This window comes from Streptomyces sp. GMY02 (assembly GCF_019056675.1).
Classification (GTDB): domain Bacteria; phylum Actinomycetota; class Actinomycetes; order Streptomycetales; family Streptomycetaceae; genus Streptomyces; species Streptomyces odonnellii.
Window position 1 is genome coordinate 5,204,538 of the sequence record NZ_CP077658.1, and the last position, 14,142, is coordinate 5,218,679.

Below are 14,142 nucleotides of genomic sequence, written 5' to 3' on the forward strand. Positions count from 1 at the left end.
GGTCCCATGGACCGGCGCCCGGGCCCCGGTCCGCAGGACCTTCGGCCGGTCGGAGACCGGGCCGATCGGCCCGAGGCCCGGGCACGGAGCCACCGGCCCCGGCGCCGGGTGTGCGGCTCGTGGTCCTGTGTTTCGTACGCCGGGCCGTGCCTGGGCGGGGTGGTACACCGGGACTTGGGCCCCGCACGGGCGGGTCGGCGTCGGGCGTCGCACGGTTGGCCGCGCCCCCGGCTCCGGGGCACCGGCCCGGGTCGGGGGTGGGCGTGTCGTAGCGCCGCGTCGCCGTTTGGCTCATACCTCGCGGGGCACCTCGCTCGGTTTCGTCGGGGTCGCTTCCGTGGGGGTGGGGAGGTGGCGGCGTTTGCGGTGGCGGAGGAGGGCCCAGGGGGCGCGGGCCGCCGTCACCTCCGTACCGGCTTCGGAGGCCGCCGCCGAGGCCGCCTGTGCCACCGGCAGCATGTCCTCGTCGCGCGCCGCGTCCAGGCGGTCCGACTCCGGCCAGACGCCCAGCACCGCGCAGAGCGTGGGCAGGACGGCCATCGCGGCGGTCGCGTATCCCTCCGCCGAGGGGTGGTAGTTGTCCGGGCCGAACAGCTCCCGCGGATTCGCCGCGAACTCCGGCCCCAGCAGATCGCCCAGCGAGACCGTACGCCCGCCCTGCTCGACCGCCACGATCGTCTGCGCTGCGGCGAGCTGGCGGCTCACCCGGCGCGCCAGCCAGCGCAGCGGCTGGTACACCGGCTCGATCGTGCCGAGATCCGGGCAGGTGCCGACCACCACTTCCGCGCCGGCCGTGCGCAGCCGCCGTACCGCCGCCGCGAGATACCGCACCGAACGCGTCGCCGGCATCCGGTGCGTCACATCGTTCGCGCCGACGATGATCACGCAGACGTCCGGGACCCGTGCCGAGTCCGACAGGAGCTGGGTCACCTGGCGGTCCAGATCGTCCGACTGGGCGCCGGGCAGCGCCACGTTCCGCAGATCCACGGGCCGCTCCGCGACCGCCGCGAGCCCCGAGGCGAGCAGCGCCCCCGGGGTCTGCCCCGCGCGCCGTACGCCCTGTCCCGCCGCCGTGGAGTCGCCGAGCATGCCCATCCGCAGCGGCTCGGAGTGCCCGTACGCCAGTCCGTACCACCCGTCGCCGCTCGGCGGTACGGGTGCCACCCCGCCGCCCACCGACCGCTTCGCCAGTTGCAGCTCCGCCAGCACCACTCCGACGCCCGCCGCTCCCAGCAGGCCGATGCCGCCCCCGCCGTAGGCCGCGCCCGCGGCGATCCGCCGTGCCACCCTCGCTCTCGACACAGTCCGAGTCACCTCCTCCTCGCCGTACGCACACGTTCGTACGTACTCGCCGTACGTACGAGTATGGGTACGTACGCACACCAGCTAACTGCCCCGCGGGGACTGCCGCCCAATCTCGCCCGCGTACGCATACCCTGGCCGCACCATCACGGAGACCCCGGAGACTACGGTGCAATTCCACGACTCGATGATCAGTCTGGTTGGCAACACCCCCCTGCTGAAGCTCACCAGCGTGACAGCAGGCATTCAGGCGACCGTCCTCGCCAAGGTCGAGTACTTCAACCCCGGCGGCTCGGTCAAGGACCGGATCGCCCTGCGCATGATCGAAGCCGCCGAGCAGAGCGGTGAACTGCGGCCCGGCGGCACGATCGTCGAGCCGACGAGCGGCAACACCGGCGTCGGCCTCGCCATCGTGGCCCAGCGCAAGGGCTACAAATGCGTGTTCGTCTGCCCTGACAAGGTCTCCACGGACAAGATCAACGTGCTGCGGGCGTACGGCGCCGAGGTCGTGGTCTGCCCCACGGCGGTCGACCCCGAGCACCCCGACTCGTACTACAACGTCTCCGACCGGCTGGTCCGGGAGACACCGGGCGCCTGGAAGCCCGACCAGTACAGCAACCCGAACAACCCGCGCTCGCACTACGAGACGACCGGCCCCGAGCTGTGGACGCAGACGGACGGCCGGATCACCCATTTCGTCGCGGGCGTCGGTACGGGCGGCACGATCACCGGCACCGGCCGCTACCTCAAGGAGGTCAGTGACGGCCGGGTACGGATCGTGGGCGCCGACCCCGAGGGGTCGGTCTACTCCGGCGGCTCCGGGCGGCCCTATCTGGTCGAGGGCGTCGGCGAGGACTTCTGGCCGACCGCGTACGACCGTACGGTCACGGACGAGATCGTCGCCGTGTCCGACAAGGACTCCTTCCAGATGACGCGGCGGCTGGCCAAGGAGGAGGGCCTGCTCGTCGGCGGCTCCTGCGGAATGGCGGTCGTGGCGGCGCTGCGGGTCGCGGAGGGGCTCGGCCCGGACGATGTGGTGGTCGTCCTGCTGCCGGACAGCGGCCGCGGCTATCTCAGCAAGATCTTCAACGACGAGTGGATGAACGACTACGGCTTCCTGGACCAGGACGGCGGCGCGGCCAGCGTCGGCGATGTCCTGCGGCACAAGGAGGGCGCCATTCCGACGCTCCTCCATATGCACCCGGAGGAGACGGTCGGGCAGGCAATCGAGGTGCTGCGGGAGTACGGCGTGTCGCAGATGCCGATCGTGAAGCCGGGGGCCGGGCATCCGGATGTGATGGCCGCGGAGGTCATCGGGTCGGTCGTGGAGCGGGACCTGCTGGACGCGCTCTTCACCCAGCGGGCGTCGCTCGGCGACCCGCTGGAGAAGCACATGTCCTCGCCGCTGCCGCAGGTCGGCTCGGGCGAGCCGGTGGCGGATCTGATGGCGGCGCTGAGCGGTTCGGACGGCGCGGACGCGGCGATCGTCCTCGTCGAGGGGAAGCCGACAGGGGTTGTGAGCAGGCAGGATCTGCTGGCGTATCTGTCCAAGGCCTGATCTCGCCGGTTGCGTGGCGGGTGGTGCAATGGGCGGTGGCGCGTATCCGCGAAAGTGGTACGAGCGCGACACGTCCGCGCAGCACCCGCTTAACACGCGTCCTGCACAGTAGTTGTTGTCGGCGTCAAGGACCTCCGGAGCGGCTCCCGGACCTCCATGGACGCCCGGACACGCACACCGGCCCTGACCCGGACCGTGTCCCTCGCGGGGACCGCCGTCGTCCCGCCCCCCGGTAACGGGGGTGCGGCGGTCCCCGCGACTATCTCTTTCGCGCCCGTCCGTGCGCCGTTCCGCGCCTGTCCTCGCGCTCACTCCTCCCAGTCGGAGGAGCGGCGCCGCCGCCTGCCGGGTATCCAGGGCAGGCCGCGGGAGGCGTGGACGGCGTTGACGCCGAAGATGCCGAGCCAGCAGACGACCAGGCCCTGGATGTCGGCGTTCACCGCGGCGATGGCGGAGAGCGGGATCGCGAGGATCAGCGAGATCACGCCGAACCCGAAGCGCTCCCCGAACCCCTCGCCCTGGCCGGGCTTGGCGTTACCCCGGGCGGCGGCCATCTGCCGCTCGGCCATCTCACGCCGGACACGGACGTCGACCGTGCCGTCCAGGCGCTGTTCGATCTTCTCCAGGAACGACTCGACGAGCGCGGGCTCATACTCCGCCCCCAGCTCATGGCGCGCACGCAGGGTGGCGTCGAGTTCCTTCTTCAGCTCAGGGTCGCGGGCTTCCATACCCGCCACGGTACGAACACCCCCGCCCCGGGGTCATTGGGGCTAACCCCCGACATTCCTTCGGGTCCGCACCACCGCGGGCCGGTCCGCACCGGCCCGGCCCGGTCGGTCCGTACCAGCCAGGCCCGGTCGGTCCGCGTCCGCCCGGACGGTCACTTCTTGGTCAGGCCGTGGGCGGTGGCCCAGGTCCGCGCCACGTCTTCGGGGTCCTTCTTGTCCTTGTCCACCTGGCGGTTGAGTTCGGTCAGGGCTTCTGTGGTGAGGGCGTTGCCCAGCCGGGCCAAGGCCTTGCGGACCGTGGGGTCGGCCTTGCGGTCGGCTATGAGAGGGACGATGTGCTGGCCCGGGACGAGGTTCTCGGGGTCTGCGAGGACCACCCAGCCTTCGGTGACGATGTCGGTGTCCGTGGTGAAGAGGTTGGCGACGTCGACGTCGCCCTTCTTGAGCGCCGCCTTGACCAGGGGGCCCGAGGAGTCCAGCGACTTGAACTCCTTGAACTCCACTCCGTACACGTCCTTGAGCCCGACCACGCCGACCACCCGTGTCTTGACCTCCGGTGCGGCTCCGATGACGAGCTGCCCGTCGCGTTTCCTCAGGTCGGCCAGAGTGGCGAGGCCGTACTTGTCGGCGGTCTCGCGGGTGACGACAAAGGCGTCGGAGTCCTCCGCCTGGCCGTACGGGAGGACCTGGAGGCCGGGCGGGAGGGCGATGGCGAGGGCGTTCTGCATCTCGCCCTCCTCCGTCGCGGTCGCCTTCGGGTCGAGGTAGTGGAGCAGCGCGCCCTGGTACTCGGGAAGCAGATCGATGTCGCCGCCCTTGAGCGCGGGGATGAGGATCTCGCGGGTGCCGAGGTTGGGGCGGACGGTCGTCCTCACACCGGCGGCTTCGAGGACGGCCGCGTAGAGGAAGCCCAGGATCTGGTTCTCGGTGAAGTTGGCCGTGCCGATCGTGACGCCGCCCGCGCTGGAGCCGGCGCCGCCGCTGCCGGTGTTCTGGCCGTCGAGGGAGGTGATGCCGGTGCTGCACGCGGCCAGTACGGGGACGGAGGCCGCCGCGAACAGACCGGCCAGGACGGTCCTGCGGGTCATTGGTGAGGTCATCGGAGTTGTCTCCCTAAGCATGCGGTGCCGCCGGACAGGGACTACGCGGCGGTGCGGTGGCGGAACAGGAAGCGCTGGAGGCCCGACAGCGCCAGGTCCAGCACGACGGCGACGACCGCCACCAGCACCGCCCCGCCCAGCACCTGGACGAGATCGCGCTGGGCCAGGCCGTCGAAGACGTACCGCCCGAGCCCGCCGAAGCTGACGTACGCGGCGATGGTCGCCGTCGCCACCACCTGGATCAGCGCCAGCCGCAGCCCGGTCATGATCAGCGGCAGCGCGAGCGGGATCTCGACCCGGAACAGCACCTGGTGGCCGCGCATGCCCTGGCCGCGCGCGGCGTCCCGTACCTCGGGATCGACGGCGGACATCCCCGCGTACGTATTGGTCACGATGGACGGGACGGCGAGGGCGACCAGCGCCACGTACACCGGCGTCATGGACAGACCGCTGGCCAGGAAGACCAGCACGACCAGGCCGACCGTGGGCAGGGCGCGCCCGAACGAGGCGAGGTTGATCGCCAGGAACGCGCCCCGGCCCGTGTGCCCGATCAGCAGGCCCAGCGGCAGCGCGATCGCCGCGGCGATCAGGGTCGCGAGGAGGGAGTACTGAAGGTGTTCGGCGAGGCGGTGCCCGATGCCGTCCGGGCCCGTCCACTGTTCGCCCGACACCAGCCAGGCGCCCAGGTCCTTGAGGAGTTCGTACATCGTGTGTCAGGCCCTTCCGCGCGCCGGGCGCGCCTGCCGCCCGGCCCGCCCGGGTTGTCTCCGCCAGGGGGTGAGGACGTACTGCACGGCCACCAGCAGCGTGTCCGCGACCAGCGCGAGCAGCAGGGTCAGTACCACGCCCACCGCCACCGGGGTCGGGAAGTCCCGCTGGAAACCGTCGGTGAAGAGCTGGCCGAGGCCGCCGTCACCGATGTAGGTGGCGACGCTGACGAGCGAGATCGACATGACGGTGGCGATCCGTACCCCCGCCATGATCACCGGGAGCGCCAGCGGCAGTTCGACGGTGAGGAGCGTACGTAGTGGTCCGGTGCCCATGGCGATCGCTGCCTCGCGGGCCCTGGCGGGTACGGAGTCGAGTCCTTCGACCGTGTTCCGGAGCAGTACGACCAGGGTGTAGATGGTCAGGCCGATGACGGTGGTGGTCCTGGTCAGCCCCGAGACCGGCAGCAGGAGGACGAAGACGGCGATGGACGGGATCGTGAACAGGACGTTGGAGAGCCCGAGGAGAAAGCCGCGCAGGGGGCGGACGCGATGGGTGAGCACGGCGAGGGGGAGGGAGATCAGCAGACCGAGGAGTACGGCGGTGAGGGCGGCCTGGAGGTGGGAGAGGGTGAGGGTGGTGAGATCGCCCGCGTGATCGGATATCCAGCCCCATTCGATGGTCATACGGCCCCGCCCGGGGTCGGGCCGGCGCCGGTGGCGGCCCCCAGGGCGCCGGTGCCGGCTCCCAGGGGCGCGGCTGCTTCCGCCGCCCCCTTCGCCGCCTCCCGGTGGTTCCGTCCCGCGTGCTCGTGGATCGTTTCGCGCGCGGTGACCCCCGTCAGGACACCTTTGGCGTCGACGCGCGCGATCAGGCCCGTCGGGGAGGCGATCGACTCGTTCAGCGCCGCGAGCAGCGAGTCCGTGTCACGCAGCGCACGCACCGGCACCGGCACTCCCGAGCCGCCCGGTTCCGGATCGAGCCAGCCCAGTGGTTCGTTCCCCGCCGACACCACCAGATACGGTCCGCCGTCCGCCCGCGGTGCCGGCTCCCCCTCCCGTACCACCCGCGCCCGCTCCACCGGCACCTCGGCCAGCGTTGTCAGCGACAGCAGTTTCAGCTCCCGCTCGGCGCCGAGGAAGTCCGCGACGAAGCCGTCGGCGGGACGGGCCAGCAGCTCCGCGGGCGAGGCGCACTGGACGAGATGCCCGCCCGTACGGAACACCGCGATCCGGTCGCCGAGCCGTACCGCCTCGTCGATGTCGTGCGTGACAAAGGCGATGGTCTTGTTCAGCTCCTTCTGGAGGCGCAGCAGTTCGTCCTGGAGCTGGGTCCGTACGACCGGGTCCACCGCACCGAACGGCTCGTCCATCAGCAGCACCGGCGGATCGGCCGCCAGTGCCCTGGCCACCCCGACCCGCTGCTGCTGGCCGCCCGAGAGCTGGTGCGGGTAGCGCTTGCCCGCCTCCGCCGTCAGGCCGACCGTCTCCAGCAGTTCCGCCGCTCGCGTACGGGCCTTTCTGCGGCCCCAGCCCAGCAGCAGCGGCACGGTCGCGATGTTGTCGAGGACCGTGCGGTGCGGGAAGAGCCCCGACTGCTGGATGACATAGCCGATACCGCGCCGCAGCTCGGCGGCGTCCTGCTCCAGCACGTCCCGGCCGCCCAGCCGGACGGTGCCCGAGGTGGGCTCGACCATCCGGTTGATCATGCGGAGCGTGGTGGTCTTACCGCATCCGGAGGAACCGACCAGGACGGTGATTCCGCCCTCCGGCAACTCCAGGGTGAGGTCGTGAACCGCCGTGGTGCCGTTGGGGAAGCGTTTGCTCACCGCGTCGAATCTGATCATCAGTCGTCCCTTGCCCGGCCTGCATATAGTCATGCAGAGTTCTTGGTGGCTGAATAGATTGTCAATGCCCCGAGGTAAATCACTCGTTACTGGTGGTCGCGGGGTGAGACGTAACGTCCGGAATGGAGGCGTTCGCGCATGATGTCGTCCCACATGGTGGACCCGTCGGGTGGGCTTGCACCGGTCCCGGCAGGTACTTCCCTCGTCGTTCTGGACGGACAGAGCCTCCCGGTCGCCGATGTCGTCCGGCTCGCGGACGGCGCCGCACGTCCCGTACCCGGCACCGAGGCGATGAAGCGCGTCGAGCAGAGCTGGCACGCCGCCCGCGAGCTGGCGGCCTCGGGCCGGGTGTACGGGCGCTCCACCGGCGTCGGCGCCAACCGCACCGAGGCCGTGCCCACCGAGGCCGCCGCCGACCACGGGCTGCGGCTGCTGCGCAGCCATGCCGGTGCCATCGGCGAGCCCCTGCCCGCACGGCAGGTCCGCGCCATGCTCGCCGTACGGGCCAATCAGCTTCTGGCCGGCGGCGCCGGGCTGCGCCCGACCGTCGTCACCGCGCTGTGCGAGGCGCTGGAGTCCGGCGCGTACCCGGTCGTCAACGAGTACGGCTCGGTCGGTACGGGCGACATCGCGGCCCTCGCGCAGATGGGCCTCGCGCTCGTCGGGGAACACCCCTGGGAGCAGGCATGGGAGTACGGGGCGCACGGGGAGCACGGAAAGTACGACGCGCGGAATGGCCACGCGGCCGGCGGCGGTGGCCGGCGGGCCCCGGCGCCCCAGCCGCTGGACAACAATGACGCCCTCGCCCTGATCAGCAGCAACGCGCTGACGCTCGGTCAGTCCGCCCTCGCCCTGCATGAGCTGCGCGGTCTCGTGGCCGCCACCGAACTGGTCGCCGCCCTCTCCCTGCTGGCCGTCGACGGTTCGTACGAGGCGTACGCGGAGCCCGTGCACGCCGCGCGCCGCCACCCTGGTTCGTACGCCGTCGCCGCCGACATGCGGCGCCATCTCGGCGCCCCCGAACGGCCGGGCCCGCCGCTGGGCCGGATCCAGGACCCGTACGGCTTCCGCTGTGTGCCGCAGATACACGGCCCCGCGCGCGACGCCGCCGACGCGCTGGAGCGCGTCCTCTCCGTCGAGATCAACTCGGCTGCCGAGAACCCGCTGATCTGTCCGGGCACGGACGCGGACCCGGTGCCCGCCGCGTACCACCACGGCGGTTTCTATCTCGCCCAACTCGCCCTGGCGCTGGATCATTTCCGGCTCTCGCTGGTGCAGACCGCGCGGCTGTCTACCTCCCGGCTCTCCGCGCTGAACGAGCCCGCCCTCACCCGGCTGCGGCCCTTCCTCGCCGACGCCGAGCCCGCCAGCTCCGGTGTGATGATCCTGGAATACGCCGCCGGGGCCGCCCTCGGTGATCTGCGGGCGTACTCGGCGCCCGCCTCGCTGGGCCACGCGGTACTGTCCCGGGGCGTGGAGGAGCAGGCCAGCTTCGCCTCGCTGGCGGCGCGTCAGACGCTGCGGGCGGGGAGCGCGTACCGGCTGGTCGTCGGCTGCGAACTCGTCGCCGCCGTACGGGCCCTGCGCCAGCGCGGACTCCGTCCCGAGCCCGGACTGCCGGCCGGGCAGGCCTTCGCGCTGGCCGAGACCGTACTCGACGAGGAGGTCGGCGACCGTCCGCTGACCGATGATGTGACGGCGGCGGCCGCGCTGCTGGACCGGTTCACCGAACTGGCCGCCGAGTCCGCGCGTACGAGCATTGCCGCCGCCACCCGCACGAGTACCGATCAGACAAGGGGGATCGCATGAGCGACAGCCCTGCCGCCCGACTCCAGCAGCTCTTCGAGGGCCACCGGCTGACCCCCACCCAGCGGCGCATCGCGCACAGCATGGTGCGGCGGGCCGGGGACGCGCCGTTCCTGTCCAGCGTCGAACTGGCCGAACTGGCCGGAGTCAGCCAGCCGTCCGTCACCCGCTTCGCGGTCGCCCTCGGCTTCGACGGCTACCCGGCCCTGCGCAGGCATCTGCGCGAGGTCGCGCCCGGCGCGCCGGCGGCGGGCGAGGCCGACCGCAACGAGTACCAGCAGGCCGTACGCGGCGAGATCGAGAATCTGCGGCAGCTCGCCGATCTGCTCGCCGACCCCGGTCCCGTCGAACGGGCCGGCCGGCTCCTCGCCGCCTCCCGTCCGCTGCCGGTGCTCGGGCTGCGTGCCGCGTCCTCGCAGGCGCGCGGCTTCGCGTACTTCGCGGCCAAGGTCCATCCGGACGTACGGCTGCTCGACGAGGGCGGCACGATGCTCGCCGACCGGATCGACGGCGCGCGCGGCGCGGGTGCGAGCACCCTGCTCTGCTTCGCGCTGCCGCGCCACCCCAAGGAGGTCGTGGACGCGCTGGCGTACGCCCGGGCGGCCGGGCTGACGGTGGTGACGGTCGCCGACTCGGCCTTCGCGCCCGTCGCCAAGCACAGCGATCTGCTGATCCCGGCGGCCGTCGGCACCGGGCTCGCGTTCGACACGGCGTGTGCGCCGATGCTGCTGGGGCGGGTGCTCCTGGAGGCGATGTGCGACGGGCTGCCGGAGGCGCAGGCGCGGCTGGAGGAGTTCGACGCGCGGGCGGCGGCGCGGGGGCTGTTCGCGGAGTAGCGGGAGCAGCGGGGCGAGCTGGCGGGGCAGGTAGTCGGTCGGGGGCCGGGTGGCCGGTCCGGGGCCGGGTCCGCTGGCCGAACCGTTCCCGGCGTGGCCGAAGCCTGCTGGAATCTGGCCGTTCTCAGGAAATGTTCAGAGAACGTCATTAATCTGCCCGCCAAACTCACCGGTACGGGCCGGTACGAGGCTCCAGGTATGAGGAGGCGGGCAGTGGGGCGTGGAGGGCAGTCTCTGGCACGCGTGGCAGTGATCGTACGGGCCGGTGCGGTCCCGTTGTGGTGGCTCGGGGTACTGGCCGCCGCGTTGGGCGTGCTGCTGCCCGGGCTGACCGGCCGCAGGATCGGTGTCTACGCGGGGGCCGCGCTCTTCGTGGTGTGCGCCGCCGCTGTCGCCCTCGTACGGCGCGGCCGGTACACCGCGTGGGCGGCGCGCGCCGAGCGGGCCGGTACGTACGACTTCCTCCAGGACCGCGCCGTGACCGCGCGGAACTGGCGGCGGGCGCACCGCTGGTGGCTGCTGGCCGCTTTCCTCGCCGCCGTCGCGAGTTCGCTGGCGCTGCCCGCCGCCGGAGGCCTCGCGCTGGCGGGCGCGGGTGCCGGGCTCTGGCTCAAGGCCGGCTGGCTGGGGCGGCGCGAGCGCCGTGACGACCAGTTGCTGTGGGTACGGACCGACTGGGCCGGTACGGGCACGCCGGTCGGCAAGCGCGTCAAGGGCTACCGGGCGACGGGCGTCGGCGCCGGCGACGCGGCCCCGGGCGGCAGCCGCCGCTGAGGCCGCCGGGCGTCCAGCGCCGTCAGGCCTCAGGTGCCGGACGCGCCCTGAAGCAGCGCGTCCGCGTACGCGCCGCCCGACTCCACGACGATCTCGTCGGCCGTCTGCGGTGCCCGTACGGTCATGAAGCGCACCGCGCCGCCCGGCTCCGCACCACCGTCGTCCCGCGGCAGGACCGTGAAGCCCTGGACGCCGGGCCTGACAAGGCTGTTGTAGGCGTAGTGGTTGGTGAAGTAGTACGCCCCGGTGTCCAGCGCGGCGACGAGATCGCCCTGCTCCAGCAGCGGCAGCGGGCGGTTCTCGGCCAGCAGGTCGCCCGCGAAACAGGCCGGGCCCGCAATGTCCTGAGCGACGTCGGGCCCCGGCTTGGGCCGTCCCTCCGCGTCGTACGCGGCGATCCGCAGCGGCCAGGACGCGGGGTTGTACACCGTACGGGTCGCGATCTGCGAGCCCGCGTGCGTCACCGCGATGGGGCGGCCCCCTGCGGACTTGGCGTACTCGACCCGCGCGAGGACCGTGCCGTGCTTGGCGAGCAGCGAGCGGCCGAACTCGGTCACCAGCCCGTACCGCCCGTCCAGCAGTCCGGGGACGGTGTCCTTGAGGAGCCGGGCGTACTCCGCGTACGTCGGCGTCACCTCGTCGGAGGCGAAGTTGACCGGCAGCCCGCCGCCTATGTCGATCGTGTCGATCTGCCGCCGCCCGGCCGCCGCGTTGATCTCCTCGGCCAGGCCGTGGACCTCCCGTACGCCCCGAGCCATCAGCTCCAGCGGCAGGCCCTGCGAGCCGGAGTGGGTGTGCAGCCTGCTGAGCCAGGGGCGGTCGAGATACGCCCGTACGACCCAGGCGCGCGCGCCCTCGTCGCGCAGCGCGACGCCGAACTTCGAGGTCGCGGTCGCGGTGGACAGCGCGCCGATCGCACCGCCCCCGATCTGCGGATTGACCCGCAGCCCGAAGGGCGAGGCGGCCGGGCCCCGGCCGACCAGGGCGTCGATACGGTCCAGCTCCTGCGGATTGTCGGCGTTGACGGCGATCCCGAGGGCGATGGCCTCGCGCAGCTCGGCGGTGGTCTTGGCGGGGGAGTCGAGGACGATGCGCTCGGCCCGGATCCCCGCCGCGCGCGCGAGCGCCAGCTCGCCGGGACTGGCAACCTCGGCGCCGATGCCCTCCTCGTCCAGCAGACGCAGTACGGGCACGAGCGCGGTCGCCTTCACGGCGAAGGCGTGCAGGACGGGGGTGCCGGGCGGGGTGACCTCGTCGAAGGCGGCGCGGAGCGCGGCGGCGGACAAGCGGATTCCGGCCACATCGAGCAGCGCCACGACCGGCTCTGCCTCGCTGACCAGCCCCTGCGCCACGGCTGCCCGTACGGCCAGGTCCCGGCGCGCGGCGGCGCCGGTACGGGGATCCGTGCCGTCGGTACGGGCGTCCGCACCGGTACGGGTGTCCGCGCCGTGTCGTGCGTCGTGATCCGTGTTCCGGCTGTTGTGCTGAACCGAGGCCATGGGCTCCAGCCAATCATCCGGCGGGCGGCCACGCACCGGTTGACTACAACTATTCATCCGGACAGGATGTGAATAGATCGGCCAACATTCGAGGCACATCGAGGAGGCGACATCGCCATGTCGGGACCCCGCCCCGTACGGGCACCGCGCGGTACGGAACTGAGCGCCCTGGGATGGCAGCAGGAGGCCGCCCTCCGCATGCTCCAGAACAACCTCGACCCCGAGGTCGCCGAACACCCCGACAAACTCGTCGTGTACGGAGGCACCGGCAAGGCCGCCCGCGACTGGCGCTCCTTCGACGCCATGGTCCGTACGCTGCGCACGCTCAAGCAGGACGAGACGATGCTCGTCCAGTCCGGCCGCCCGGTCGGCGTGATGCAGACCCACGAGTGGGCGCCGCGCGTGCTGCTCGCCAACTCCAATCTGGTCGGCGACTGGGCGAACTGGGAGGAGTTCCGGCGCCTCGAAGCCCTGGGGCTCACCATGTACGGGCAGATGACGGCCGGGTCCTGGATCTACATCGGCACCCAGGGCATCCTCCAGGGCACCTATGAGACCTTCGCCGCCGTCGCCGCCAAGCTGCACGCGAGCGGCAGGACGAGCGGTGCGGGGGGAACGGACGGGACGCTGGCGGGGACGATCACCCTCACCGCCGGTCTGGGCGGGATGGGCGGCGCCCAGCCGCTGGCCGTGACCATGAACGGCGGAGTCGCGATCTGCATCGACTGCGACCCGCGTGCCATCGAGCGCCGTATCGGGCACCGCTATCTCGATGTGAAGGCCGACAGCCTGGCGCACGCCCTCCAGCTCGCGACCGAGGCGCGCGACGCGCGCCGGCCGCTCTCCATCGGCCTGCTCGGCAACGCGGCCGAGCTGCTGCCCCGGATGCTCGCCGAGGGCGCCCCGGTCGACATCGTCACCGACCAGACCTCGGCGCACGACCCGCTGGCGTATCTGCCGACCGGCGTCGACTTCGACGACATGGCCTCGTACGCCGCCTCGAAGCCCGCCGACTTCACCCGGCGCGCCCGTGAGTCGATGGCCCGGCACGTGGAGGCGATGGTCGGCTTCATGGACGCGGGCGCCGAGGTCTTCGACTACGGGAACTCCATCCGCGGCGAGGCCCAACTCGCCGGATACGACCGGGCCTTCGCCTTCCCCGGCTTCGTACCCGCCTATATCCGGCCGCTGTTCTGCGAGGGCAAGGGACCGTTCCGCTGGGCGGCCCTGTCCGGCGAGGCGTCCGACATCCACAAGACCGACAAGGCGATCCTCGATCTCTTCCCGGAGAACGAGTCGCTGCGCCGCTGGATCACCATGGCGGGCGAGCGCGTCCACTTCCAGGGCCTGCCCGCCCGGATCTGCTGGCTCGGCTACGGCGAGCGTGACAAGGCGGGCGAGCGCTTCAACGACATGGTCGCCTCCGGTGAACTCGCCGCGCCGGTCGTCATCGGCCGCGACCACCTCGACTGCGGCTCGGTCGCCTCCCCGTACCGCGAGACGGAGGCGATGCTCGACGGCTCCGACGCGATCGCCGACTGGCCCCTGCTCAACGCCATGGTCAATGTCGCCTCCGGTGCCTCCTGGGTCTCCCTCCACCACGGCGGGGGTGTCGGCATGGGCCGCTCGATCCACGCGGGCCAGGTCACCGTCGCGGACGGCACCCCGCTCGCGGGCGAGAAGATCCGCCGCGTCCTCACCAACGACCCCGGCATGGGCGTCATCCGCCATGTCGACGCGGGCTACGACCTCGCGGAGTCGGTCGCCGAGGACCGCGAGGTCCGAATCCCGATGCGCGAGCACGCCGCCGCGGGCACGTCCCAGGAAGGCCCGGCGTGACCGCCGGGACCCCGAACGACACGGCTTCCGCCGCCGGCACGCCCGTCCCGGGGCCGGAAGCCCGGGGCACGGCGGCGTCCGGCCCGGCGGCCCCAGGAGCGGGGGCCACCGGAGCCGGGACAGCCGGAGCCCGGACGGCCGAGGCG

The 14,142-nt window shown here is 72.2% G+C and carries 12 protein-coding genes; 5 read left to right on the forward strand and 7 right to left on the reverse strand.

Going from position 1 to position 14,142, the window contains the following annotated elements; all coding sequences use genetic code 11:
• Positions 1 to 291: 291 nt before the first annotated feature.
• Positions 292 to 1,287 (reverse strand): SGNH/GDSL hydrolase family protein, encoded by a 996-nt coding sequence (locus KQY30_RS22055; protein WP_217311236.1) that lies wholly within the window; start codon positions 1,285 to 1,287, stop codon positions 292 to 294.
• A 184-nt stretch (positions 1,288 to 1,471) separates the two neighbouring features.
• Between KQY30_RS22055 and KQY30_RS22060 the strand changes: the two genes are divergently transcribed.
• Positions 1,472 to 2,860 (forward strand): cystathionine beta-synthase, encoded by a 1,389-nt coding sequence (locus KQY30_RS22060; RefSeq protein WP_217308327.1) that lies wholly within the window; start codon positions 1,472 to 1,474, stop codon positions 2,858 to 2,860.
• A gap of 308 nt (positions 2,861 to 3,168) precedes the next feature.
• Here KQY30_RS22060 and KQY30_RS22065 read toward each other — a convergent pair whose 3' ends face one another.
• From KQY30_RS22065 to KQY30_RS22085, 5 genes are all read right to left on the reverse strand, one after another.
• On the reverse strand, positions 3,169 to 3,588 hold the full coding sequence (locus tag KQY30_RS22065; RefSeq protein WP_217308328.1) for a hypothetical protein: 420 nt from the start codon (positions 3,586 to 3,588) through the stop codon (positions 3,169 to 3,171).
• Positions 3,589 to 3,740: 152 nt separating this feature from the next.
• Positions 3,741 to 4,676: an ABC transporter substrate-binding protein gene (locus tag KQY30_RS22070; protein WP_217311237.1), complete on the reverse strand. Its 936-nt coding sequence runs from the start codon at positions 4,674 to 4,676 to the stop codon at positions 3,741 to 3,743.
• A 53-nt stretch (positions 4,677 to 4,729) separates the two neighbouring features.
• Positions 4,730 to 5,395: an ABC transporter permease gene (locus KQY30_RS22075; protein ID WP_046504357.1), complete on the reverse strand. Its 666-nt coding sequence runs from the start codon at positions 5,393 to 5,395 to the stop codon at positions 4,730 to 4,732.
• Positions 5,396 to 5,401: 6 nt separating this feature from the next.
• Positions 5,402 to 6,082 carry an ABC transporter permease gene (locus KQY30_RS22080; RefSeq protein WP_217308329.1) on the reverse strand — a complete coding sequence of 227 codons (681 nt, stop codon included), beginning with the start codon at positions 6,080 to 6,082 and terminating at the stop codon, positions 5,402 to 5,404.
• Entirely contained in the window at positions 6,079 to 7,242 is a 1,164-nt protein-coding gene (locus tag KQY30_RS22085) for an ABC transporter ATP-binding protein (protein WP_217308330.1), read from the reverse strand. Before KQY30_RS22085 ends, KQY30_RS22080 begins: the two co-directional genes overlap by 4 nt.
• 141 nt (positions 7,243 to 7,383) lie before the next feature.
• Here KQY30_RS22085 and KQY30_RS22090 point away from each other — a divergent pair, with 141 nt between their 5' ends.
• From KQY30_RS22090 to KQY30_RS22100, 3 genes are all read left to right on the forward strand, one after another.
• Positions 7,384 to 9,051, forward strand: a complete 1,668-nt coding sequence (locus tag KQY30_RS22090; RefSeq protein WP_217311238.1) for an aromatic amino acid ammonia-lyase — start codon at positions 7,384 to 7,386, stop codon at positions 9,049 to 9,051.
• On the forward strand, positions 9,048 to 9,884 hold the full coding sequence (locus KQY30_RS22095) for a MurR/RpiR family transcriptional regulator (protein WP_217308331.1): 837 nt from the start codon (positions 9,048 to 9,050) through the stop codon (positions 9,882 to 9,884). The genes KQY30_RS22090 and KQY30_RS22095 overlap by 4 nt, the downstream gene beginning before the upstream one ends.
• 213 nt (positions 9,885 to 10,097) lie before the next feature.
• The gene (locus KQY30_RS22100) at positions 10,098 to 10,658 is read left to right on the forward strand and encodes a hypothetical protein (protein WP_217308332.1); all 561 of its coding nucleotides are present in this window, start codon (positions 10,098 to 10,100) and stop codon (positions 10,656 to 10,658) included.
• Between the two features lie 29 nt (positions 10,659 to 10,687).
• Here KQY30_RS22100 and KQY30_RS22105 read toward each other — a convergent pair whose 3' ends face one another.
• The gene (locus KQY30_RS22105) at positions 10,688 to 12,157 is read right to left on the reverse strand and encodes a diaminopimelate decarboxylase (protein WP_217308333.1); all 1,470 of its coding nucleotides are present in this window, start codon (positions 12,155 to 12,157) and stop codon (positions 10,688 to 10,690) included.
• Positions 12,158 to 12,274: 117 nt separating this feature from the next.
• Here KQY30_RS22105 and hutU point away from each other — a divergent pair, with 117 nt between their 5' ends.
• Positions 12,275 to 13,996 (forward strand): urocanate hydratase, encoded by a 1,722-nt coding sequence (hutU, locus tag KQY30_RS22110; protein WP_217308334.1) that lies wholly within the window; start codon positions 12,275 to 12,277, stop codon positions 13,994 to 13,996.
• The last annotated feature ends 146 nt before the right edge of the window (positions 13,997 to 14,142 follow it).